Origin of the sequence: Streptomyces venetus, assembly GCF_039540295.1 — a bacterium.
Taxonomy (GTDB): Bacteria; Actinomycetota; Actinomycetes; order Streptomycetales; family Streptomycetaceae; genus Streptomyces; species Streptomyces venetus.
On record NZ_BAABET010000008.1, the window covers coordinates 51,908 to 75,716 of the forward strand.

The 23,809-nt window shown below is 73.0% G+C and carries 18 protein-coding genes and 1 pseudogene; 15 read left to right on the plus strand and 4 right to left on the minus strand.

Features of this window, described 5'->3' with window-relative positions; translation table 11 throughout:
• Positions 1–29 precede the first annotated feature (29 nt).
• From lanKC to ABEA82_RS25435, 4 genes are all read left to right on the plus strand, one after another.
• Positions 30–2,624, plus strand: coding sequence for a class III lanthionine synthetase LanKC (gene lanKC, locus ABEA82_RS25420; RefSeq protein ID WP_345663964.1), 2,595 nt, complete (start codon positions 30–32; stop codon positions 2,622–2,624).
• An 84-nt stretch (positions 2,625–2,708) separates the two neighbouring features.
• The gene (locus tag ABEA82_RS25425) at positions 2,709–2,828 is read left to right on the plus strand and encodes a SapB/AmfS family lanthipeptide (protein ID WP_345663966.1); all 120 of its coding nucleotides are present in this window, start codon (positions 2,709–2,711) and stop codon (positions 2,826–2,828) included.
• A gap of 84 nt (positions 2,829–2,912) precedes the next feature.
• Positions 2,913–4,664: an ABC transporter ATP-binding protein gene (locus ABEA82_RS25430; protein ID WP_345663967.1), complete on the plus strand. Its 1,752-nt coding sequence runs from the start codon at positions 2,913–2,915 to the stop codon at positions 4,662–4,664.
• Positions 4,661–6,967, plus strand: coding sequence for an ATP-binding cassette domain-containing protein (locus ABEA82_RS25435; protein WP_345663968.1), 2,307 nt, complete (start codon positions 4,661–4,663; stop codon positions 6,965–6,967). Before ABEA82_RS25430 ends, ABEA82_RS25435 begins: the two co-directional genes overlap by 4 nt.
• Here the strand turns inward: ABEA82_RS25435 and ABEA82_RS25440 are convergent.
• Positions 6,890–7,297: pseudogene (locus ABEA82_RS25440) on the minus strand (response regulator transcription factor); the annotation flags it as partial. The gene ABEA82_RS25435 and the pseudogene ABEA82_RS25440 sit on opposite strands and share 78 nt — an antisense overlap.
• A 435-nt stretch (positions 7,298–7,732) precedes the next feature.
• On the opposite strand from ABEA82_RS25440, the gene ABEA82_RS25445 reads away from it, so the two are divergent.
• Complete coding sequence (locus tag ABEA82_RS25445; protein ID WP_425588559.1) at positions 7,733–9,886, plus strand: PP2C family protein-serine/threonine phosphatase; 2,154 nt, start codon at positions 7,733–7,735, stop codon at positions 9,884–9,886.
• 265 nt (positions 9,887–10,151) lie between these two features.
• Here ABEA82_RS25445 and ABEA82_RS25450 read toward each other — a convergent pair whose 3' ends face one another.
• Complete coding sequence (locus ABEA82_RS25450; protein WP_345663970.1) at positions 10,152–11,600, minus strand: S1 family peptidase; 1,449 nt, start codon at positions 11,598–11,600, stop codon at positions 10,152–10,154.
• Between the two features lie 744 nt (positions 11,601–12,344).
• On the opposite strand from ABEA82_RS25450, the gene ABEA82_RS25455 reads away from it, so the two are divergent.
• The 6 genes from ABEA82_RS25455 (at position 12,345) to ABEA82_RS25480 (ending at position 19,889) form a co-directional block, all read left to right on the plus strand.
• On the plus strand, positions 12,345–12,560 hold the full coding sequence (locus ABEA82_RS25455; RefSeq protein ID WP_020270762.1) for a hypothetical protein: 216 nt from the start codon (positions 12,345–12,347) through the stop codon (positions 12,558–12,560).
• Positions 12,561–12,697: 137 nt separating this feature from the next.
• Positions 12,698–13,504 (plus strand): biotin/lipoyl-containing protein, encoded by an 807-nt coding sequence (locus ABEA82_RS25460; RefSeq protein WP_345663971.1) that lies wholly within the window; start codon positions 12,698–12,700, stop codon positions 13,502–13,504.
• The gene (locus ABEA82_RS25465; RefSeq protein WP_345663972.1) at positions 13,501–15,726 is read left to right on the plus strand and encodes an NHLP family bacteriocin export ABC transporter peptidase/permease/ATPase subunit; all 2,226 of its coding nucleotides are present in this window, start codon (positions 13,501–13,503) and stop codon (positions 15,724–15,726) included. Before ABEA82_RS25460 ends, ABEA82_RS25465 begins: the two co-directional genes overlap by 4 nt.
• A 1-nt stretch (position 15,727) precedes the next feature.
• Positions 15,728–18,553: an NHLP bacteriocin export ABC transporter permease/ATPase subunit gene (locus ABEA82_RS25470; RefSeq protein ID WP_345663973.1), complete on the plus strand. Its 2,826-nt coding sequence runs from the start codon at positions 15,728–15,730 to the stop codon at positions 18,551–18,553.
• A gap of 82 nt (positions 18,554–18,635) precedes the next feature.
• Positions 18,636–19,643, plus strand: a complete 1,008-nt coding sequence (locus ABEA82_RS25475) for a Ppx/GppA family phosphatase (protein ID WP_345663974.1) — start codon at positions 18,636–18,638, stop codon at positions 19,641–19,643.
• A gap of 48 nt (positions 19,644–19,691) precedes the next feature.
• Entirely contained in the window at positions 19,692–19,889 is a 198-nt protein-coding gene (locus ABEA82_RS25480; protein ID WP_345663975.1) for a hypothetical protein, read from the plus strand.
• Positions 19,890–19,903: 14 nt separating this feature from the next.
• Here ABEA82_RS25480 and ABEA82_RS25485 read toward each other — a convergent pair whose 3' ends face one another.
• Positions 19,904–20,257: a hypothetical protein gene (locus ABEA82_RS25485; protein ID WP_345663976.1), complete on the minus strand. Its 354-nt coding sequence runs from the start codon at positions 20,255–20,257 to the stop codon at positions 19,904–19,906.
• On the opposite strand from ABEA82_RS25485, the gene ABEA82_RS25490 reads away from it, so the two are divergent.
• Genes ABEA82_RS25490 through ABEA82_RS25500 form a run of 3 tightly spaced genes read left to right on the plus strand, consistent with a single transcriptional unit; the run spans position 20,249 to position 22,139 of the window.
• Positions 20,249–21,277 carry an iron-containing redox enzyme family protein gene (locus tag ABEA82_RS25490; RefSeq protein ID WP_345663978.1) on the plus strand — a complete coding sequence of 343 codons (1,029 nt, stop codon included), beginning with the start codon at positions 20,249–20,251 and terminating at the stop codon, positions 21,275–21,277. The genes ABEA82_RS25485 and ABEA82_RS25490 overlap by 9 nt on opposite strands.
• A gap of 21 nt (positions 21,278–21,298) precedes the next feature.
• Positions 21,299–21,952, plus strand: a complete 654-nt coding sequence (locus ABEA82_RS25495) for a HemK2/MTQ2 family protein methyltransferase (protein WP_345663979.1) — start codon at positions 21,299–21,301, stop codon at positions 21,950–21,952.
• Positions 21,933–22,139, plus strand: a complete 207-nt coding sequence (locus tag ABEA82_RS25500) for a CDGSH iron-sulfur domain-containing protein (RefSeq protein ID WP_003994890.1) — start codon at positions 21,933–21,935, stop codon at positions 22,137–22,139. The genes ABEA82_RS25495 and ABEA82_RS25500 overlap by 20 nt, the downstream gene beginning before the upstream one ends.
• A 186-nt stretch (positions 22,140–22,325) precedes the next feature.
• Here ABEA82_RS25500 and ABEA82_RS25505 read toward each other — a convergent pair whose 3' ends face one another.
• Positions 22,326–22,760: a protease inhibitor gene (locus ABEA82_RS25505; RefSeq protein WP_345663983.1), complete on the minus strand. Its 435-nt coding sequence runs from the start codon at positions 22,758–22,760 to the stop codon at positions 22,326–22,328.
• A gap of 325 nt (positions 22,761–23,085) precedes the next feature.
• Between ABEA82_RS25505 and ABEA82_RS25510 the strand changes: the two genes are divergently transcribed.
• Positions 23,086–23,643 (plus strand): hypothetical protein, encoded by a 558-nt coding sequence (locus ABEA82_RS25510; RefSeq protein ID WP_345663985.1) that lies wholly within the window; start codon positions 23,086–23,088, stop codon positions 23,641–23,643.
• Positions 23,644–23,809 lie beyond the last annotated feature (166 nt).

Consider the following 23,809-nt stretch of genomic DNA (forward strand, 5'->3'; position numbering starts at 1 on the left):
GGCTCGGTGCCCGTCGAGGAGGGGGACGCATGGACAAGCGGTACGAGGTGTACGCGCTGGCCGACCGGCATTTCTACGAGACGCCGGACCGGCTGGCACGGAGCGGGCAGGGGACAGCCGCGCACCTCTACGAGACGGCCCGCCGGCCGGTTCCCGAGGGGTGGGAGGCGGCCCGGATCGGCGACTGGCTGACGATGACGCCGTGCGGTACGGACGGCGAGCCGCTGCCGGGTCCGGCACAGGGCTGGAAGATCCATGCGTCGGCGGTCCGGGCGAACGCGGAGGAGGTCGCCCGGATCGTCTGGGACTACTGCGTCGAGCGGCGCGTCCCCTTCAAGTTCGTGCCGGGTCCGCACCTGCTGCATCTGCGCAACACCAAGTACGCGCCTCGCGACGGCAGCGGCAAGTTCGTCACGGTCTACCCGGCCGACGAGGAGCAGCTGCACGTGGTGCTGCGCGAGCTGGGCGCGCTGCTGGAGGGGTTCGAGGGGCCGTACATCCTCACGGACCTGCGCTGGGGCGAGGGCCCGCTGTACGTCCGGTACGGCGCCTTCGCGCGTTCCTTCGTCGTGGACGAGCGGGGTTCGCTGGTCCCGGCGGTGCAGGACGGTGAGGGGCGGCTGGTGCCGGACCGGCGGTCGCCGTCCTTCCAGGTGCCGGAGTGGGTGACGCTGCCGCCGTTCCTCCAGCCGCACCTCGACGCGCGCAACACCACCACGGTCGGCGAGCTGCCGTACCGCATCGAGAAGGCGCTGCACTTCTCCAACGGCGGCGGCGTGTACGCGGGCACCGACAGCCGGGACGGGCGCAAGGTCGTGTTGAAGGAAGGCCGGCCGCACGCGGGGCTGGCCTCGGACGGCGCCGACGCGGTGGCCCGGCTGGAGCGGGAGAAGCGGGCGCTGGAGCAGGTCGCGGGCACGGGTGTGGTCCCGGAGGTGCGCGACTGGTTCGAGCTCGGCGGGCACCGCTTCCTGGTGATGGACTTCCTGGAGGGCCGTCCGCTCAACTCCTTCTTCGCGGAGCGGCACCCGCTGCTCGCCCAGGACCCCGATCCGGAGGCCGTCGCCTCCTACACGGCGTGGGCACTGCGCATCCACCGCAAGGTGGAGGAGGCGGTGGCGGCGGTGCACGCGCGCGGCATCGTCTTCAACGACCTGCACGTCTTCAACATCATGGTCGGCCCGGACGAGGAGTCGGTCTTCCTCCTCGACTTCGAGGCCGCGGCCCCCGCCGAGGAGAACGGCCGCCAGGTCGTCGCCCACCCCGGCTTCTTCGCGCCCCCGGACCGCCGGGGGGCGGATGTCGACCGCTATGCGCTGGCCTGTCTGCGCCTGGCCCTGTTCCTGCCCGTGACCACGCTGTTCGTGGTCGACCGCGGCAAGGCGGCGCATCTGGCCGAGGTGATCGCGGAGCAGTTCCCGGACGTGCCGCGGGAGTTTCTCGACGAGGCGGTCACGGAGATCACGCGGGAGGTGTCCGGCCGTACGGTGGCCGCTCCCTCCTCGCCGGTGGATCCCGCTGACTGGCCGTACAGCCGGGACTCGATGGTCAAGGCGATCCTCGCCTCGGCCACCCCGGACCGTGACGACCGGCTCTTCCCCGGCGACGTCGCCCAGTTCTCGGACGGCGGCGGACTCGGACTCGCCCACGGCGCCGCGGGGGTGCTGTACGCCCTGGACGCGTCGGGCGCCGAGCGGTACGAGGAGGGCGAGCGCTGGCTGCTGGCCCGGACGGCGCCGGCCCCGGTGGGGACGCCGCTCGGCCTGTACGACGGGCTCGCGGGTGTCGCCCTGGTCCTGGACCGGCTGGGCCATCGTCAGCGGGCGCTCGACCTGGTCGAGGGCATCCTCGCGGAGCGGTGGCAGAACCTCTCCTCCGACCTGCACGGCGGACTGGCCGGGCTGGGCCTCGTCCTCGGGCACCTGGCCCGCACGACCGGCGAGGCGGAGCTCGGCGAGCGGGCCCACGAGGCCGCGCGGATCCTGGTCCAGCGCCTCACCGAGCCGGTCCCGGCCACGTCCCGGCGGCGCGCCGGACTGCTGCGCGGCGCGAGCGGCCCGGCACTGCTCATGCTGCGGCAGTACGAGTGGACCGGCGAGAAGGCCTGGCTGGAGGCGGCGGCCGTGGCCCTGCGCCGGGACCTGGAGTCCTGCGTGACCCGCGAGAACGGGTCGCTGGAGGTCGACGAGGGCTGGCGGACCCTGCCCTACCTCGGCGACGGCAGCGCGGGACTCGGCATGGTCCTCGACGACCTCGTGGCCCACTCCCCCGGCCTCGCCGGGGAGTTCGGGCCGGCCCGCTCCGGGGTGCTCACCGCGGCCACCTCCCGCTTCTACGCGCAGCCCGGTCTCTTCCAGGGCCGCGCCGGAATGATCCTGCACCTCAGCCGCACCACCACGCCGGGCGCGACCGACGAGCGGCTGGCCGGCCAGATCTCCGGACTCGGCTGGTTCGCGATGGCGTACGAAGGCCAACTGGCCTTCCCGGGCCACCAGATGATGCGGCTCTCCATGGACCTCGCCACCGGAACGGCAGGGTGCCTGCTGGCGCTCGGCGCGGCCCTCGACCCGGCGACCGACGCCCACCTGCCGTTCCTCCCGCCGCCGAGCCGGCGGCCCCACTGACGCGGTTCCGCCACCCGGCGGAGTCGTGACACCACCCCGTCCCCACGGATGACCACGGACGGACAACCAATGGAAGGACACACCATGGCACTTCTCGACCTGCAGACCATTGAGACCGAGGAGCGGACGACCGGCGGCGGCGGCGCCAGCACGGTCAGCCTGCTCTCCTGCATCAGCGCCGCGAGCGTTCTGCTCTGTCTCTGACATCAGGTCTGCACGGCTCCGGGCGGCTCTCTCCCTTCGGGGAGGGGCCGCCCGGGGTCCGTCCCCGTCCCACGAAAGGCCCGTATGACCACGCGTGCCGACGACGACGCCGCGGCCGGACACGCGCGCACGCTGCTGCGTGCGGCCACCCGGCACAGCGGAGCCCGCTGCGCGGCACTGTGTCTGGTGAGCATCGCCGCGACCGGTGCCGGACTGCTGCTGCCGGCCGCGCTGGGCCGGGCCCTCGATTTGCTGCTGGCGCAGGCCCCGGCGACCCGCTGGGTGCTGTACTGCTCCGGACTCGTCCTGCTGCTGGCCCTGCTGGACGCGGCCGAGACCGTGCTCACCGGCACCGTCGACGCCCGCAGCACCGGCTGGCTGCGCCGCCGGCTGACCGGGCACGTCCTGGGCATCGGCCCGCGGGCCACGGATCGTTTCGGCTCCGGTGATCTCGTCGCGCGGCTGGTGGGCAACGCCGCCGAGGCGGGGACCACGCCCGCCGCCCGTGCGGCTCTGCCGGCCGCCCTCGCCGGTCCGGTCGGCGGTGTGGTCGCGCTCGGCGTGATCCACTGGTCGCTCGCGGCCGTCTTCCTGGCCGGAGCCCCTGTCCTGACCCTCCTCCTGCGGACCGTCGCCCGGGACACCTCCGAGAGCGCGGCGCGCTACCAGCAGGCCCAGGGCCGGATCGCGGCGGCGCTGGCGGAGGCCGTCGAGGGGGTCCGCACCGTCCGGGCGGCGGGGACCGAGGACAAGGAGACCGCCCGTGTCCTGCGGCCGCTGGCCGCCCTGTCCCGGGCCGGGCACCGCATGTGGCGGGTGCAGGGGCGGGCCGCCGCGCAGGCGATCGCCGTGGCCCCGTTGCTGCATCTCGGTGTCGTCGCCGTGGCCGGAGTGCTGCTCGCCCGGGACCGGCTGTCGGTGGGGGACGTCCTCGCGGCCTCGCGGTACGCGGTGCTCGCGACGGGCGTGGGCGTGATGGTCGGCCGGCTCGCGGGCCTGGCCCGGGCCCGGGCGGCGGCCCGCCGCCTCGGTGAGGTCGAGACCGAGCCCGCCACCGCGTTCGGTACGCGCCGTCTGCCCGACGGCCCCGGACGGCTGGAACTGCGCGGCGTGACCGCCCGGCGGGGCGGACGCGCCGTGCTCGACGGGGTGGACCTCGTCGTGCCGGGCGGCACGACCCTGGCCGTGGTCGGCCGGTCCGGCGCGGGCAAGTCGCTGCTGGCCGCCCTGGCCGGGCGGCTGTCCGACCCGGACGCGGGCGAGGTGCTCCTCGACGGCGTGCCCCTGCGCGAGCTGCCCCACGACGACCTGCGCCGGGCCGTCGGCTACGCCTTCGCGCGCCCGGCCCTGCTGGGCGGCACGGTCGAGCAGGCGATCGGCCTCGGCCTGCCGTCCCCCTCCCCCGGCCTGATCCGCGAGGCGGCCCGCACGGCCCTGGCCGACGACTTCGTCCGCCGGCTCCCCGACGGATACGACACGGACGTCACCGACGCCCCGCGCTCCGGCGGTGAGTCCCAACGGCTGGGGCTCGCCCGGGCGTTCGCGCACGGCGGGCGCGTGCTGATCCTCGACGACGCCCTCTCCAGCCTGGACACGGTGACGGAACGCCACATCACCGACGCCCTCCTCGGCGACGGACCGGACCGCACCCGGCTCCTGGTCGCCCACCGCAGCGCCACGGCGGCGTGCGCCGACGCCGTGGCCTGGCTGGACGGGGGGCGGGTGCGGGCGGTGGGGCGGCACGAGGAGCTGTGGCGGGTCGCCGAGTACCGGGCGGTGTTCGGGGAAGGGCCGCCGTCCGCCGCGACCGACACCGACAGGAGTGTGCGGGCATGACCGCTGCCGCCGCCGGCCTCCCCACCCGGGGACTGCGTTTCCTGCTGGCCCGCCGACGGGTCCTGCTGCGGCTCACCGCCTGGTCCGTGCTGGAGGCCGGCCAGACCTTCCTCATCGGGTACGGGCCCGCCCGGGCCCTGGACGCGGGGTTCCTGCGCGGACGGCCGGACGTCGGGCTGGTCTGGCTCGCGGTGACCGGGGTCGGCGTCCTGCTCGGCGCGTGGGGGACCGCCCGGGTCTACGCGGCCGTCGCCGCCCTGGTCGAACCGCTCCGGGACCGGCTCGTGGAGCGGGTGGTCTCGCGCGGGGTGCGCAGTGGCGACGCGGGTTCCCTGTCGGGGCTCACCCAGCAGGTGGAGATCGCCCGGGACACCTTCGCCGGGCTGGTGATGGTCTCGCGCTCCTTCCTGTTCACCGCCGCCGGTGCCCTGGCCGGGCTGTTCACGCTCGCCCCGCCGCTGCTGCTGGTGGTGGGGCCGCCCCTGGCCGCGGGAGTGGCGCTGTTCGCGGTGACGCTGCGGCCGCTGGCCCGGCGGCAGGAGGCCTTCCTCGTCGCCGACGAGGCACTCGCGGGACAGCTGGGCACGGTCTGCCCCGGCCTGCGGGACATCACGGCGACCGGCGCCGAGTCGCACATCGCGGCGAGCACCGGCGAACGGATCGAGGCGGAGCTGCGGGCGGCACGTGCGCTGGCCCACTGGGGCGTGCTGCGGGTGGCGGCCCTGGCGCTCGGCGGCCAGCTGCCGATCGTGCTGCTGCTCGCCGGAGCCCCCTGGCTCCTGGCCCACGGTGTCACCACGGGCGCCCTGGTCGGTGCCCTCTCCTATGTCACCCAGTCGCTCCTGCCCGCCCTGCGCAACCTGGTCCACGGCCTGGGCACCAGCGGCTCCCGCCTGACGGTGGTCCTGCGCCGACTGGCCCCGACGGGCTCCGGCGGGGCCGACGACGGCACGCGATCCCCGGGGGCGAGCTCCGGCGGGGCCGACGACAGCACGCGAGCCCGGGCGTTGAGCTCCGGCAAGCCCGGCGACAGCACCCGAACCCCGGCGACAAGCACCAGCAAGACCAGCGACAGCACCCGAGTCCCGGCGTTGAGCTCCGGCAAGCACGGCGACGGCATCCCGCCCCCGCCAGCGAGCTCCGGCGGAGCCGACGACAGCACCCGAACCCCGGCGTCGAGCTCCGGCAAGCCCGGCGACAGCACCCGAACCCCGGCAACAAACACCATCGAAACCAGCGACGGCACCCAACCCCCAGCGGACCAGCGCCTTGCGGACACGACAAGCCGGGGCGCGGGACCGCATCCCGGTCCCGGGGCCCGGGCCGACGGGGCCCGCGGCTCGCTTCTGGGAGCGGCAGGGGAGGCCGACTCGCCCGGCCGCGCGCCCACCGGTGCCGGCCGCCCGCGCGGCACCACTCCCCCGGCCCTGTGCCTCGCCTCGGTCACCTTCGCCTACGGCCCGGCGAGCGCCCCCGTCCTCCAGGACCTCGACCTCGATCTCGCGCAGGGCTCGCACCTGGCCGTCGTCGGTCCCAGCGGCATCGGCAAGTCCACGCTCACCGCCCTCGTCGCCGGGCTCCTCACGCCGGACCGGGGCACGATCAGCGTGAATGGACGTCCCGTGCCCGGTCCGGCGGCGGCCGCCGCTCGGGTGCTCATCCCCCAGGAGGCATACGTATTCGGTGGGACTCTGGCCGAGAATCTCGCCTATCTGCGCCCGGACCCGGTGCCGGAGGGGGAACTTCAGGCCGCTGCCGAGGCGGTCGGGCTCGCCCCGCTGGCCGACCGGCTCGGCGGTCTCGGCGCGCCGGTCGATCCGGCGGCCCTGTCGGCCGGTGAGCGTCAGTTGGTCGCGCTGACCCGGGCCTACCTGTCGTGCGCCCCGCTCGCCCTGCTCGACGAGGCGACCTGCCACCTGGACCCCGAGACGGAGGAGCGCGCGGAGCGGGCCTTCGCCGCGCGGCCGGGCGGGACCCTGGTGGTCGTCGCCCACCGCATCAGCTCGGCCCGCCGCGCCGGCCGTGTGCTGGTGATGGACGGCCGGAGCACGGCGTACGGCAGCCACGAGGAGCTGATGCGGTCCTCGGCGCTGTACCGGGACCTCGTCGGGAGCTGGGCTCCCGCACCGTCCCGGCGCCGGTCAGAGCCAGCCCTGTCCCTGGGAGATGCGGATCGCGTCGATGCGGTTGCGGGCCCCGGTCTTGCGGGTGATGGCCGCCATGTAGTTGCGCACCGTTCCGTGGGAGAGGTGCAGGCTCCCGGCTATCTCGGCGATGGAGGCTCCCTCGGCCGCGAGGGATAACACGCTCAGCTCTCTCCGGGTCAGCGGCATCTCGGCCGCCTTGAGGAAACCGAAGCCCAGCGAGTCGTTGACGAAACGTTCCCCCTCGGCGACGCGCCGGATCCCGCGCAGCAGGTTCTGCGGTGACCCCTCCTTGTCGACGTAGCCCAGCGCCCCCGCCTCGGCCGCCCGTTTCAGCAGGCCCGGCCGGTTCGCGGTGGCGAGTACGAGCAAGCGCGGGCGCGCCCGGTCCGGACCGGGCCGGGATAACTCGCCGAGCGGAGGGATGCCGTAGGAGTCCGAGCACTCCAGGTCCGCCGCGCAGACGTCCGGCCGCACCGACCGCACCATGCCCCGCGCCCCGCGCCACGACGTGTCGTGCACCGCCAGATCGGATTCCCCCCGCAGCCACTCCGCCAGCACCGACCGCACAAGACACTCGTCGTGCACCAGAAGCACCCGGATCACTGCCACCCCCTCGGCTCGAACGCGCCCCCTCGTCCTGTGGAGCGCGTGCCCTATTTTTCGCGACCGTGACCCTGCGTGGGCGCGAAGAACCGGCCATCAAGGTGCGCGGGGGCGCACGCATGGCGCCCGTACGCCCGTCCGCGCTTCGAGTTTGGGGGCATGGGTGGCGGCGGTCGGGGTACGAGAAACGCCTTCCATGAGGCCGCGTGCCTGTGACCGACGGTAACCGGGAATCCCTCCTCATGGCCCTCGTCGTGCGCGACGGCCCGCCAGGGGGGAGATTTGTTCCTGGGCCCGGTCGCGCGGCCGTGCGAGGAGGTGGTCGGCGTGTCCGACGGGCAGTCGTCCGCACAGGCGCCGGCAGCCGCCGGGACGCCGGTCGGCCGACCGCTGCTCTCCCTCGCGCTGGCCTCGATGATGGACGAGGTGCACGCCCACTCGGGTGCGGTGTACCTGCTGGCGTCCGACCAGCCGGTGCTGGAGATGGCGGTGATGGCGGGGCTGCCCCGGGCGTTCGCGGCGCCCTGGGAGCGGGTGGGCATGAGCGCGCCGATCCCGGTCGCCGACGCGGCGCGCGAGCGGGAGCTCGTGTGGGTCGGCGGCGAGGAGGAGATGGCCCGCCGCTATCCGCGGATCGCCGTGGTGCTGCCCTATCCGTTCGCGCTGGCCGCGGTGCCGATCGCCACCGAGACCGCCGTGTACGGCGCCGTCTTCGTGACCTGGCCGGGCGGGCACCCTCCGGAGCTGTCGGACCGGGAGCGCGAGCATCTCGTCGCGGCCTGCGGCCGGCTGGCGGTGCGGCTGGAGCGGGCCGCCGAGATCGGCGTCCCGCCGCACGCCGAGAGCGATCTGCTCGCCTCCCCCTTGGTGGGCGGGATGGCCGGCACGCTCGGTACCGTCGAGGCGGCCCGGATGGTGAGCCGGCTGCCGTACGGGCTGGTCTCGCTGGATCTGCACGGGCGGATCGGCTTCGTCAACGCGGCGGCGGCCGAGCTGCTGAACGTCCCGGTCAGCCGGCTGCTGGGCACCCAGCTGTGGGCGTCGGTGCCGTGGCTCAACGACCCGGTGTACGAGGACCGTTACCGGGCCGCGCTGATGAGCCAGCACACCTCCTCGTTCGTGGCGCTGCGCCCGCCCGGCGAGTGGCTGTCGTTCCGGCTGTACCCGAGCACGACAGGCCTCAGCGTCCGGATCACCAGGTCGCGGGCCGTGTCGGAGATGAACCGGGCCGCACCTCCGGCCGACGGGAAGCCGTCCCGGCTGGTCACGATGTCGCAGGTGCTGGACCTGGCCAGCGCGCTCACCGAGGCGGTGGGGGTGCAGGACGTGGTGCAGCTGGTCGCGGACGAGATCGCCCCGGCCGTGGGCAGCCAGGCCCTGGTGGTCCTGGGCTCCCGGGCGAACCGGCTGCGCGTGCTCGGGCACCGCGGGTACCGCAACCCGCGCGTGGTGGAGCGGTTCGACGGGACCCCGCTGTCCGAGCCGATGCCCGGCACCCATGTGCTGCGGACGGGCGTACCCGCGTTCTTCGAGTCGCAGGAACACCTGGAGCGCCTCTACCCCGCGCGGCTCGCGACGCCCGACGGGTTCGCGGCCTGGGCCTATCTGCCGCTGATCGCGCAGGGCCGGCCGGTGGGGACGTGCGTGCTCTCCTACGCCGAGCCGCACCACTTCCCCACGGAGGAGCGGGCGGTGATGACCAGCCTGGCCGGGCTGATCGCCCAGGCACTGGAGCGGGCACTGCTCTACGACGCCAAGCACCGGCTGGCGCACGGTCTGCAGGAGGCGCTGCTGCCGCACTCCCTGCCGTCGCTGCCCGGCATCGAGGCCGCCGCCCGCTACGAGCCGGCCACGCAGGGCATGGACATCGGCGGCGACTTCTACGACCTGGTGCGCGCCCAGGGCAAGGCGGCGGCGGTGATCGGGGACGTCCAGGGCCACAACGTCACGGCGGCCGGACTGATGGGGCAGGTCCGCACCGCGGTGCGCGCGTACACGGCGGTGGGCCAGGCACCGGAGGAGGTCATGCGCAGCACCAACCGGCTGCTGCTCGACCTGGGGGCCGAACTGTTCGCCAGCTGTCTGTATCTGCGGCTCGACCCGGCGCACGGCCGGGCCGTGATGTCCCGGGCGGGTCATCCTCCGCCGCTGCTGAGACGGCCGGACGGGAAGGTGCGCGTGCTGGATCTGGCGGGCGGCCCGCTGCTGGGCGTCGACGCCTCGGCGGTGTACCCGACGACGGAGGTCGCCCTCGCCCCCGGCTCCCTGCTCGTCCTCTATACCGACGGGTTGGTCGAGGCCCCCGGCACGGACTTCGAGGAGGCGCTGGCGGACCTGGGCCGGCACCTGGCCGACGCCGGGGACCGGCCGCTGAACGAGCTGGCCGACAACCTCGTCCACCACCGGCGCCGCACGGACGGGGAGGAACGGCTGGACGACATCGCCCTGTTGCTGCTCAGGGCGATCGGATGAGGCAGGGCCGGTCCGCGTCGTGGCTGGTCGCGTCCTCGCGGCGGAGCCGCGGATCGAAGGAGCCCGGCGCCCCTGAAGTGGCGATCACGAGGCGGGCACACGGACGGGCCGGTCCTCCCGCCGGAGGGCCGGCCCGGTTCACCGCCGGCCGGAACCGCGATCCAGGCCGGACGGTGGCTGGGAACACCTGTGGGCCGGCCCGGTCACGCCAGGAAGGGGGCGGAACCGGGCCGGCGACGTCGGACCGAAGGCCGACGGGTTCAGGTCAGCGGGACTCGGTCAGACCGGAGTTGTCCTCGACGCCCTGGCCCGCGTCCTGACCGGCGCCCGCGTCCTGGCCGGCACCCGCGTCCTGGCCGGCACCCGCGTCCTGACCGGCTCCGGCGCCCGCTTCCTCGCCACCGGCCTGCTCTCCGGCACCGGCCTCTTCACCGGCACCGGCACCGGCCTCTTCACCGGCACCGGCACCGGCCTCGCCGCCGGCCCCGGCCTCTTCACCGGCGCCCGCTTCCTCGCCGGCACCGGCACCGGCACCGCCCTCCTCGCCCGCACCGGCCTCGTCACCGGCACCGGCGCCACCCGCGCCGCCTGCGCCACCCGCGCCGAGCGTCGCGCCGACCGCCTCCAGAGCGGTGGTCACCGGCTGGAAGAACGTCTCACCGCCGGCCGTGCAGTCGCCGCTGCCGCCCGAGGTCAGGCCGATCGCGAGACCGTCCTGGGTGAACAGGGAGCCACCGCTGTCGCCGGGCTCGGCGCAGACATCGGTCTGGATGAGGCCGGTGACGGTGCCCTCCGGGTAGTTCACCGTGGCGTCGAGTCCGAGCACCTGGCCGTCGTTGAGGCCGGTGGTGCTGCCCATCCGGAAGACCTGCTGGCCGACGGTCGCCTCGGCGGCCTCGGTGATCTGGACGGTCTGGTCACCGGTGTTGACCTCGCTGGGCGCCTCGGTCGCCGGGTCGTCGTACTTCACGAGTGCGAAGTCACCGTTGCCCGGGAACGTGGCCTGGTCGACGGTGGCGATCGGCTGACCGCCCTGGGAGTCCGACCACTCGTTGCCGCCGAGCGTGCAGTGACCGGCCGTCAGGAAGGCGGGTGAACCGTCGCCCGCGGTGACGTTGAAGCCGAGGGAGCAGCGCGAGCCGCCCGCGAAGATGGCGTCACCGCCGGAGACGAACGGCTTGAAGGTGCCCGACGACTTCTTGATGGTGGCCATGCCGGAGCCGAGGCTCTGCACGGTGCTCTCCAGTCTGTCCCACTTGGCACCGGTCACGGTGCTGTCGGCGGTCACCAGGAGCTTGTTGGTGCGCGGGTCGATCGACCACGAGGTGCCCGCGATGGTCGCCTCGGACTTCAGCGTCGACGCCCCGTCCTGGAGTTCCGACCAACTGTTCTCGACCTCGCGCACCTTCGCGCCGGCCGCCTTCGCCTGCACGATCACGTTGTTGTTGTCGCCCGGGACGACGTTGACGACGAGCTGCTGGCTGTCGCCGTCGTAGTAGGAGCCGCCGAACGCCTCACCGAGGAGCCCGGAGAGCTGCGAGGCGAGATCCGAGGCGTCGCCCGCCTTCAGGGTCTTCGGCGCGGCGGCCGCGTCGTCGGACGAACCGTCCTGCGACGCGTTGGCGTTGGGGAGCAGGATCGCGGCCGCGCCCAGCGCCACCACGCTGCCCGCCGCTATCGCGGCCTTGCGCTTCGGGATTCGCTTGTGACTCAAACTTCTGTCCTCCTGGGGGACGGAGTATGTGCCGCCGTCCGGCAGCAGTTGGGGGGCGCCTGGATGGCTGTTGGTACGCACGGGCCGCATGGGGCGTTCAATTCCGTTTGCAAGTGATCCCTTCGCATCGCGGAATCGGCCAACTCCCGCCGCCCACGCACCGACCGCGCGGTCTGCGACCGCCCTGGTCACGAAGGCGGGCCCAGAGCTCCGGCCCCTGCCCCCCGGCGGCGACCCTGGCCGGATGACGGCCTTTCAGCCACGCGCCTCATCCCGACCCCCCGAACCGACACGGTCCGTATTCGCATGGGAACGATCTGTTGCGATCGTCGAGTTGAATCCCGCCTTCAGCGAATCTGCACATCGAATGCTCAACCCGGTCACCGAGCCGAGGGTTGTCCACCCGCCCGTCGCGTAGGTCACGCCTTTGGGGTGGGAGTGCCGGATTCGCCGCCCCGAGGAGTAAGGCATCGAATGAGCCGATGCCGTGGCGCATGTGAAGAACTCGCCACGATGGCGTGCGCACACCTGCACTCTTCGGTGCGGCTGGGTCGCAAGTTGCCTGGTGAGACGGGTGGTTGATTGGAAGCGCGCGCCCGCAGCGTGCTTTGATCCATCGCATCGCGGGGCCACACAGGGCATCTCGGAAACGGGAGTCCGGCACTCGCGGTCGCGGCCGTCATCTGTCCCCAGAGGGGGCCGCTCCCCCCTTGATGAGATATCCATACGAAGGGAAGTTCCATCATGAACTCCACCCCCCAGGTTGAGACCGTCGAGATCGCCGACGCCCAGCTCGACGCCATCTCCGGCGGCCTGTCCGTGAACGCCGTGAACACCGTCACCGACACGGTCGACGGCATTGCCCCGGTCTCCGGCCTGGTCGACACGGCCGTCGGCACCGTCGAGGGCGTCACCGGCCTGAACACGGCCCCGGTCACCAACCTGGTCTCCGGTCTCTGATCGAGCCCTTGTGCCGTTGAGTCCCGGAACCGCAGCCGGCGGTTCCGGGTTCTTCGGGTTCCGTAAGAACCTCCGCTACGGCCGACAGCACCTCCGGCACGGCCGTACGTACGTCTTCTACGGGTGAGGGAAGTTCCTTGCAGTTCCGCCAACAGGCCCTCGCCAAGCTTCAGTCACCGGAGGAACTCGACCTGCCGGTGCGCTTCGCCCGTCCGCAGGGCTGGCTCGTCCTCTCGGTGACGGTGCTCGCGATGGCAGCCGCCTCGGTGTGGGCGGTGACCGGCTCGGTGGCCTCCACCGTCAGCGCGCCCGCCATCCTCACGCACGGGCAGGGCAGCTACCTCCTCCAGAGCCCCGTCGCGGGCCAGGTGACCGCGGTCCTCGCCAAGCAGGGCGAGCAGGTGCCGGCGAACTCGCCCGTGCTGAAGGTCCGCACGAGCCAGGGTGAAACCGTCGTCCGCACGCTCGACGCGGGCCGGGTCTCCGCACTCGCCGCGACCGTCGGGCAGATCATCCAGACCGGCGCGAACGTCGCCGCCGTCGAGAAGGTCGCCCACTCCGAGGACACGTTGTACGCGACGGTCTACGTCCCCGCCGAGAACGCCGCCTCGATCCCCGACGACGCCGCCGTGGACCTGACCGTGCAGTCGGTGCCCACCCAGGAGTACGGGGTGCTGCGCGGCCATGTGAAGTCGGTGGACCGCTCGGCCCAGTCCCCGCAGCAGATCGCCGCGTTCCTCGGCGACAGCCAGCTGGGCGAGCAGTTCACGAAGAAGGGCAGGCCGGTGGCCGTGACGGTCCGGCTGGACAGGTCGTCCGCCACGAAGAGCGGCTACACGTGGTCGTCCGCGGACGGCCCGCCGTACAAGCTGACCTCCATGACGCTGGCCTCGGGCTCGATCAAGCTGGCCGACCAGCGTCCCGTCGACTGGCTGCTGCCATGAGCGCGACCACCCAGGAGCCCCGGAGCCGGCGCCGCTCCGCTCCGCCGAAGCGCAAGGTGCCCAAGGCCGCGGCGAAAACGGTCCGCACACCGACCGTGCTCCAGATGGAGGCCGTCGAGTGCGGCGCCGCCTCCCTCGCGATGGTGCTCGGTCACTACGGCAAGCACGTCCCGCTGGAGGAACTGCGCATCGCCTGCGGCGTCTCCCGTGACGGCTCGCGCGCCAGCAACCTCCTCAAGGCGGCCCGCTCATACGGCCTGACGGCCAAGGGCATGCAGATGGACCTGGCCGCGCTCGCCGAGGTGAAGTCGCCGGCCGTGCTGTTCTGGGAGTTCAACCACTACGTCGTCTACGACGGCATGGGCCGCCGCTTCGGCCGCCGCGGCGTCTACATCAACGACCCCGGCAAGGGCCGCCGCTTCGTTCCCATGGAGGACTTCGACGGCAGCTTCACCGGTGTCGTGCTGGTGATGGAGCCCGGCGAGGACTTCACCCGGGGCGGCCGCAAGCCGGGCGTCCTGGGCGCGATGCCCGCCCGGCTGCGCGGTACCGCGGGCACCATGCCCGCCGCGGTCCTCGCGAGCCTGCTGCTGGTGGCGGTCGGCGCGGCGGTGCCCGCGCTCAGCCGCACCTACATCGACGAGTTCCTGATCGGGAACCAGACCTCGCTGCTCGGCGTGCTGTTCGCGTCGATGGCGGCCTGCGTGCTGCTCACGGTCCTGCTGACCTGGCTCCAGCAGGCCAACCTGCTGCACGGGCGCATCATCTCCTCCACGCTGTCCAGCGCCCGCTTCCTGCGGCATCTGCTGCGGCTGCCGGTGACGTTCTTCTCGCAGCGCAGCCCGGCCGACCTGGTGCAGCGGCTCCAGTCCAACGACGCGGTCTCCGAGACCCTGTCCCGTGACCTCGCGGCCGCGGGCGTGGACGCGATCGTGGTCGTCCTGTACGCGGTGCTGCTGTACACCTACGACCCGCAGCTGACCTTCGTCGGCATCGGCGTGGCGCTGCTGAACATCGTGGCCATGCGGGTCGTGGTGCGCCTGCGCGCCACCCGCACGGCGAAGCTGCGCGCCGACACGGCCCGGCTCACCAACACCGCCTACACCGGTCTGCAGCTGATCGAGACGATGAAGGCGACCGGCGGCGAGGACGGCTACTTCCGCAAGTGGGCGGGGCAGCACGCCACCACGCTGGAGGAGCAGCAGCGGCTCGGCGTGCCGAGCGCCTACCTGGGTGTGGTCGCGCCGACGCTCGCCACCCTCAACAGCGCGCTGATCCTCTGGATCGGCGGTATGCGGGCGGTCGAGGGGCACATCTCGGTCGGTCTGCTGGTCGCCTTCCAGGCCCTGGTCACCCGGTTCACCGCCCCGCTGACCCGGCTCAACGGCGTCGCGGGACGCATCCAGGACTTCGCGGCGGACGTGGCACGGCTGAAGGACGTGGAGAACTTCCAGGCCGACCCGCTCTACGGCCGGCCCGGCTCCGGTGAGTCGACCCGGCGTCTGCAGGGCCATGTGGAGCTGGAGAACATCACCTTCGGCTACAGCCCGCTCGACAAGCCGCTGCTCACCGGCTTCGACCTGACCGTCGGCCCCGGGCAGCAGGTCGCCCTGGTCGGCGGCTCGGGCAGCGGCAAGTCCACCGTGTCCCGGATGATCTCCGGCCTGTACGCGCCCTGGGAGGGCGTGATCCGTATCGACGGACAGCGCATCGAGGACATCCCGCGCGGGGCGCTGGCCGCCTCCGTCTCCTTCGTCGACCAGGACGTGTTCCTCTTCGAGGGGACGATCCGCGACAACGTGGCGCTGTGGGACCCGTCGATCCCGGACGACGCGGTGGAGGACGCCCTGCGGGACGCCGCCCTGTACGACGTGATCATGCGGCGTCCCGGCGGCATCCACAGCAAGGTCGAGCAGGACGGACGCAACTTCTCCGGCGGGCAGCGCCAGCGCCTGGAGATCGCGCGGGCGCTGGTGCGCCGGCCGAGCATCCTGGTGCTCGACGAGGTGACGAGCGCGCTGGACGCGGAGACCGAGCTGGTCGTGATGGACAACCTGCGCAAGCGGGGCTGTGCCTGTGTGGTGATCGCGCACCGGCTCAGCACCGTCCGCGACAGCGACGAGATCGTCGTCCTCCAGCACGGCACGGTCGTGGAGCGGGGACGGCACGAGGAACTGGTGGCCCGCGGCGGCGCGTACGCCGCGCTGGTCAGGGAGCGGTGAGATGACGACCGTTCACGAAGGACGCGAGGGCGACCTCGTCCTGGGCGCGTTCGGGCAGATGGGTTCGCGCATCGACTGCGCCGGGTTCAACCGCCTGGACCTGGAGGGCCCGCAGGTGCTGTGGCTGGTCGCGTCGGGCGCCGTCGACCTGTTCGCGGTCGACGCCGGCCAGCAGGGCCACTGGCACCACCTCGGCCGTCTGGAGGCGGGGTCGCTGGTGCTCGGCCCGGTGGCGGGGCCGCAGCACACGCTGGTGGCCCGCCCGCTGCGGGACTGCGTGGTGCACCGCATCGGGCTGCGTGAGCTGTACCAGCCCGCCAACACCGCCACGTGGTCGTACGACGACTACGGCAACCCGCAGTACGTGCCGCCGACGACGAGTCCGCTGGAGTACGCGCTCGCGCTGGGCGTGGGCCGCAGCCTCTCCATCCTCTTCCAGGCGCCGATGGCGACGGAGCGGGCCGCCGCGCCCACGGACGACGACGTGTTCTGGATGCAGGTGCCGCCCGGGAGCGTGCAGTACGGCTCGCTGTACGGCGCGGAGGCCGCGGCCGACCTGCTGATGGATCCGGCGCTGTGGCAGAGCATGGTCGACCAGCAGTACCGGCTGCTGACCACGCTGGACCGGTGGATCGAACAGCTGGAACGCACCCACGAGACACGCACGGCCGAGGGCATCAAGGCCGGTGAGGCGGTGCGCGCCCAGGCCGACCAGACGCTGCTCGCCTCCATCGGCAAGCGGTCGTCGAAACGGACCACCGCGGCCGACGCCGACGCCACGTACGCGGCGTGCAAGCTCGTCGCCCAGGCCGGCGGGATCACCCTCACCGAACCCGCCCAGAAGGACACCGGCGGCGACCGTCTCGACCCGGTCGAACAGGTCGCCCTCGCCTCCCGCGTCCGTACCCGGGCCGTACGCCTCGACGGGCGCTGGTGGCGGGACAACGTCGGGCCGCTGGTCGGCCACCGTGCCCTGTCGGGCGCGCCGGTGGCACTGCTGTGGCGGCGCGGCGGATACGTGGCGGTCCATCCGTCCACGGGTCGTGAGACGCCGGTCGAGAAGGCCAACGCCGACGAGTTCGAGCCGCGCGCGGTGATGTTCTACCGGCCGCTGCCCGAGCGGAGTCTCAGTCCGCTCAGGCTGCTGCGGTTCTGCATGCAGGGCATGCGCGGCGACCTCGCGGCCCTGCTGGTCAGCGGTCTGGTCACGGTGGCGATCGGCGCGCTGGTGCCCATCGCGACCGGCAAGGTGCTCGGCGAGTTCGTGCCGAAGGCGCAGACGGACCTGATCGTGCAGGTGTGCCTCGCGGTGATGCTCAGCAGTGTGGTGTCGGCGGCCTTCATGCTGTTGCAGAACATGACCATCCTGCGGCTGGAGGGCCGGGTCGAGGCCACGCTCCAGCCGGCCGTGTGGGACCGGCTGCTGAGACTGCCGACGAAGTTCTTCACCGAACGCTCCACCGGTGAACTGGCCAGCGCGGCCATGGGCATCAGCTCGATCCGCAGGCTGCTGGCGGGAGTCGGCCCGACGGTCGCCCAGTCGGTGACGGTGGGGGCGATGAACCTGGGGCTGCTGCTGTGGTTCAGCGTGCCGATGGCGATGGCCGCGATCGGCATGCTCGTCGTCATCGCCACGGTGTTCCTGGGGCTGGGCCTGTGGCAGGTGCGCTGGCAGCGGCGGCTGGTGGTGCTCTCCAACAAGCTGAACAACCAGGCGTTCCAGACGCTGCGCGGCCTGCCCAAGCTGCGGGTGGCCGCCGCGGAGAACTACGCGTACGCCGCCTGGGCCTCGGAGTTCGCGCGCAGCCGGGAGCTCCAGCAGAAGGTCGGCCGCATCAAGAACCTCACGACGGTGCTGGGCGCGGTGTACCTGCCGCTGTGCACCCTGCTGATGTTCATGCTGCTGGCGGGCCCGGCCCGGGGCTCGATGTCGGCGGCCGCGTTCCTCACCTTCAACACCTCGGTGACGATGGTGCTGACCTCCGTCACCCAGCTGACCGGCTCGTTCGTCTCGGCCGTGGCCGCGCTGCCCCTGTTCGAGGAGATCAGGCCGGTGCTGGACGCGACACCCGAGGTGCGCACGGCGAGCACCCGGCCGGGTCCGCTGTCCGGCGGGATCGAGGCACGGCGGCTGTCGTTCCGCTACTCGGACGACGGCCCCCTGGTCCTGGACGACGTGTCGTTCGAGGTGCGGCCGGGCGAGTTCGTCGCGATCGTCGGCCCGAGCGGGTGCGGCAAGTCGACGCTGCTGCGCCTGCTGATCGGCTTCGACCGTCCGCTGTCGGGCAGCGTCCTCTACGACGGTCAGGACCTGGCCGCCCTCGACCAGTCGGCGGTGCGCCGCCAGTGCGGTGTGGTGCTCCAGCACGCGCAGCCGTTCACCGGCTCGATCCTGGACGTCATCTGCGGCACCGAGCCGTACACGCCGGAGGAGGCGATGGCGGCGGCGGAGATGGCCGGGCTCGCCGAGGACATCAAGCGGATGCCGATGGGACTGCACACCATCGTCTCGGGCAGCGGTGCCGTCTCCGGCGGTCAGCGCCAGCGGCTGATGATCGCGCAGGCGCTCATCCGCCGGCCGCGCATCCTGTTCTTCGACGAGGCGACCAGTGCCCTCGACAACGAGACGCAGCGCACGGTCATCGAGAGCACCAAGGCCCTCAACGCCAGCCGGATCGTCATCGCGCACCGGCTGTCGACGGTGCTGGACGCCGACCGGGTCGTGGTGATGGAGGACGGCAAGGTCGTCCAGCAGGGCCCGCCCTCGCGGCTCCTCGCCGACACGGGCGGCCGGCTGCACGAGCTGGTGCGACGCCAGATGACCTGACACCGGCCGTCAGCTGGCTGATCTCCGGCGTACTCGGGGGGCCGTTCCGTTGGTCCGCCCCTGAAACGGGTACTCACGGGCCATGCGAATCAGCGTGATGGATGTGGGATCGAAGACGGTCAGACTGGTGGTCGCGGACGCGGACGGTGGGGTACCGCTCCCGGTGCACACCGCCAAGTGGCGGCTCAGGCTGTCCGAGCAGGTCACACCGGGGGGACCCATCCCGGAGCAGGCCGTCGAGCAACTGGTGCACGCGGTCGCCGAGGCGAGCAGGGCCGCGTCCCGGTGGGGCGCGGCCGGACCGCTGGCGTTCGCGACCGCCGTGGTGCGCAACGCACCCAACCGGCACGAGGTGCTGCGCACCGTCCGGGCTCGTACGGGCGTGGCCCTGTGCACCCTGCCGGGCGAGGTCGAGGCGGAACTGACGTTCCTCGGGGCCCGGCGCTGGATGGGCTGGCGTTCGGGGCCGCTCGCCCTGCTCGACATCGGCGGCGGCTCGCTCGAAGTCGCCTTCGGGCGCGGCCGGTTGCCCGACTTCGTGGCCTCCCTGCCGCTGGGTGCGGGACGGCTCACCCATGAGTTCTTCGAGGACGAGGACCCGCCCTCGCCGGAGCGGGTGCGGGCGATGCGCCGCAAGGTCCGCCATCAGATGCGGGACGTCGCGGCACGGATCCGCTGGGAGGGCCCGCGCACCGCGGTCGCCACCTCCCGCACGTTCCAGCAGCTCGGGCGGCTGTGCGGCGCGGCGCCCGGACGCCACGGCCCGTTCGTGGACCGGCAGTTGCACCGGAGGGAACTGCGGGAGGCGATCGCCCGGCTGGCCGCCCTGCCGGCCGCCGAACGCGCGCATCTGCCCGGCATCTCCGCGCCGCGGGCCGCGCAGAGCCTGGCCGGTGCGGTGGTCGGGCACACCGCGATGAAGCTGACCGGCCTCAGGTCCGTCACGGTCTGCCCGTGGGCGATCCGCGAGGGCGTCCTGCTGCGCCACATAGAGGACGGCCCGTCCTGGTGGGCGGAGGTCACCCGCCAGAACGAGGAGGCGGCCCCGCCCGACCCGGTGCCGCTGCGCATCGCCACGGCCTCCAGCTGAGCTTTCGCACCCATGAACGGACGCACCGAACGCAGGAAGGAGACTCCCGTGTCCCAGAACAAGGACCCCGAGCACCGCGCCGCCTCCGAGCAGCCCGAGACGGCGTTCGAGGAGGTGCTGCGCGAGATCGAGCACGCCGAGAACCGCACCGAGGACTCCGCTGAACAGCGACGCCACCGGGGCGAGGCCGCAGACGCCACCACCCCCAACACCCGTGCGCAGGAGGAGTCCGAGGGAGAGCAGTAGGTGACGGGCCCGGGCTACCGCGGCGGACCGAGCGGCCGCTGTGCCAGGGCCCGCGCCACGCCGGGCAGGTTCGCCGCCATGGCCCGCCCGGTCGACCTCGCCCAGTCGTGGCCGCGCTCGGTGACGACCACGCCCGCCACCCGGTTGCAGGCGACCGGCCGGCCCTGGTCGTCGGTCTCGGACCACTCGGAGTCGAGCAGCCGCTCGTGCACGCCCGGCCAGGCGTCGCCCTCGTGCACGGGCACGGGCTCGCTGGTCACGCCCGGGGCGATGTCCAGGTCGACCGCTTGTACGACCTCGACGGTGACACCGTCCTGAGCGGCGGGTGACCCCGGGCTCCGGCCGGGTACCCGGCGCGCATGGCGCACGACCGTGAAGAACCAGAGTCCCGGGAGCCGGGGCTCCCCACCCCGCGCGGGCCGCTGAGCAGGGGTGTCGAGGCGTACCTGCGGGGCGAGGGCCGGCTGCCCCGCCTTGAGGAGGTCGCCCGGGCCGCCGTGTACGGAGAGGACCTCCAGCTGGCGCTGTACCTCTGCTACGAGCTGCACTACCGCGGTTTCGCGGGTGTGTCCCCCGACCGTGAGTGGGACCCCGAGCTGCTGCGCATCCGGGCGGCCCTGGAGCACCGCTTCCTGTCCGCCCTGCGCGCCGACGCCCGGGTCCACGACAGTGTGGACGAGGCACTGGCCGGTCTTCTGGTCGAGCCCGTCGAGGGCAGGGGCGTCACCCACTTCCTGCGCGACGAGGGCGAGCTGTGGCATGTGCGTGAGTACGCGGCCCAGCGCTCCCTGTACCACCTCAAGGAGGCCGACCCGCACGCGTGGGTGCTGCCGCGGCTGTGGGGCCGGGCGAAGGCGGCGATGGCGGCGGTGGAGTTCGACGAGTGGGGCGGCGGCCGGGCCGACCGTGTGCACGCCCGCCTGTTCGCCGACCTCATGACGGACCTCGGCCTGGACACCACGTACGGCCGCTACCTCGACGCCGCGTCGGGCGAGGCCCTGGTCACGGTGAACCTCATGTCCCTGTTCGGTCTGCACCGGGCCCTCAGAGGCGCCTTGGTCGGCCACTTCGCGGCGGTCGAGATCACCTCGTCGCCGGGGTCGCGCCGGCTCGCCGAGGCGATGCGCCGCACCGGCGCCGGGCCCGCCGCCGAACACTTCTACGACGAGCACGTCGAGGCGGACGCCGTCCACGAGCAGGTGGTGCGCCATGACGTCATCGGCGGTCTGCTGGAGCTGGAGCCGCACCTCGCCCCGGACGTCGCGTTCGGCATCGACGCCACCGAGTTCGTCGAGGAGCGCTTCGGCGCCCGGCTGCTCGCCGACTGGCGTGCCTCACGCTCGTCACTGCGTGCCACGATTACCCAGGAAACCGTCGATATCTCCTGATGGGCGGGGTACTCGAGTGAGGTGAACCCACTGGTACCCCCGGGCGTGTACGCCCCGCAGGAGGACACCGAGCTGCTGGCCGGTGCCTTGTTCGACGAGACGTTGCCGACGGACGCGGAGGTGCTCGACGTGGGCACCGGGACCGGCGCCCTGGCCCTGGAGGCCGCGCGCCGGGGCTTCCGCGTGACCGCCGTGGACGTGTCCCGGAGGGCGGTGTGGGCCGCCCGGCTGAACGCCGCGCGGGCCGGCCTCCCGGTCCGCATCCGGCACGGGAACCTCTTCGAGCCCGTGCTGGGCGAGTCCTTCGACCTGATCCTGGCCAATCCGCCCTATGTACCGGCCCCGGGCCGTGCGCGACAGCCACGCGGTGCGGCCCGGGCCTGGGACGCGGGCGATGACGGCCGGCTGGTGGTGGACCGGATCTGCCGGGAGGCGCCCGGCCTGCTGCGTCCGGGCGGGGTGCTGCTGCTGGTGCAGTCCGCGCTCAGCGGCCCGGACCTGACCGTGCAGCACCTGCGCGCGGCCGGGCTGAAGGCCGCGGTGACCCGCCGTCGGCGGATCGCGTTCGGGCCGGTGGTGCGGGGCCGGGAGCGCTGGCTGAGGGAGCGGGGGCTGCTGGCCACCGCCGAGAACCGGGAAGAGCTGGTGGTGATCCGTGCCGAACTCCCCGTCTGACCGATCCGCGGCCCCGCGCCGCGTCACCGTCCAGCGCAAGGGTCCGCTGCTGGTGGAGGGCCCGGTGGAGGTGGAGCTGGAGGACGGCTCCGTCGTCACCTCGGACCGCTTCCGGGTGGCCCTGTGCACCTGCCGTCGCAGCCGGCGCTATCCGTGGTGCGACACGAGCCACCGCGACCGGGCCTGAGCGCACCGGCCCGAAGGAACGAACCGGTTCGAAGGAACACACCGGTCCGAAGGAACGCCCAGGGGCCGGCGGGCGGCCCCACTCCGCCCGCCGGCCCCCTTGTACGAGATCGCAGGTCCCCGCGACAGCGGCCCGGCTCCCCAGCCTCGAACCGCCGTACCTCACGGGAACGGCGCGATCCCGGCCCTAGAACGCGAAGACGCCGGAGCCGTGGGCGTTCTTCACGCACTCGTTGGAGAAGGTGCGCTCGTAGGACACTCGCTGTCCCTGCCAGACACCGTCGACGGTGACGACCACGGGGTCGTACTGCTTGGTGCAGAACGCACCCTCGCCGGCGGTCAGGGCGCGGATGTCGCCGCCCACTCCGCGCAGTTCCGCGCAGGCCGAGCCGGCCGCCGGGTGCGTGCCGGAGGCCTTCGGGAAACAGGTCAGAGTGACCGCGCGTTCCGGAGTCGCTGCGACCGCGCTCTCGCCGTGGCCCACCGTGAGGACGAGGGCCGACGGGGCGTAGAGCGCGGTGGGGGCCTGACCTGGATCGGCGAGCGCGGCCCCGGAGAGGGGTCCGCAGACGGCGGTGGCCGTCAGTCCGAGAGTCATGGCCCAGCGCGCGGTGTTCCGCATTGTGTGCATCCTTCCGCTCGATTACGGGGTGTGCCGGCCCCTGCTCGGTTGGTGCCCAGGGCGGCGAGCGCGAGTCTGCCGAGTCCGCCACCGAAACACACATCGACCCCACCGGTTTCAGTAACCTTGCGTATTTAATCAGTGGCGTGAAGTTACGGAATCCGCATGGCCGAAGCCCGTAACCGCGCGGTCTCCGGGGGTACGAAGCGGCCAGATGGCTGATTTCCGCGTGTTCGTTAATCGGCCTGAAACATTCCGATTCCGCTCTCGGCCGACTGCTTCGCAGCCCCTTGTGTTCATGCTCCGGTCGAGTAATCGTCATTACATGATTACTACAGAGCAGAGAGAGAAGCTGCGCGGCTGGTTCGCCGGCCGCCTCCCCGACGACCTCTTCGAGGAACTGACCGAGGTCACGGTCGACCGCGAGGAGATCACGGTGATCGGCCGCATCGCCGAACCCCGGCTGGCCGAGGACGCCCCGGCCGCCGAGCGCGAGGCGGCCCTGGAGAGCCGGGTGCAGGAGTTCCGGGAACGCACGCGCGAGGACCGGATGGCCGTGGCCCGGGACGCCGAGCACCGGTTCCGCCGCAAGGTGTCCTGGGGCGTGGAGTGCGGCGGGCGGCGCACGCTCTTCACGCATGTGGCCGCGCCCGTCATGACGCGGCTGCGCCAGCCGGAGCGCCAGGTCCTCGACACCCTGATCGCCGGCGGCGTCGCCCGCAGCCGCAGCGACGCCCTGGCCTGGTGCGTGCGCCTGGTGCAGCGTCACACCGACGACTGGCTCGCGGAGTTGCGCGACTCCCTCGAACACGTGCAGCGCGTACGGGCGCAGGGACCGGACGCCGAGCCGGGCCATGAGCCGCATCCGTCCGACGAGGAGTGACCGAGGAGTGGAGGATCCGTCCACCGGCAACGAGAAGAATGGATGAACCGTCCTCTGGCGTAGATCACCTTCGCCGTCCTACGGTCGGCACCACCCCAGAGGACGGCTTCCGCGCGCCGCCGCACACCCCGGCGCCGGTGAGCGGCCGTCCGCCCGACATCAGCGC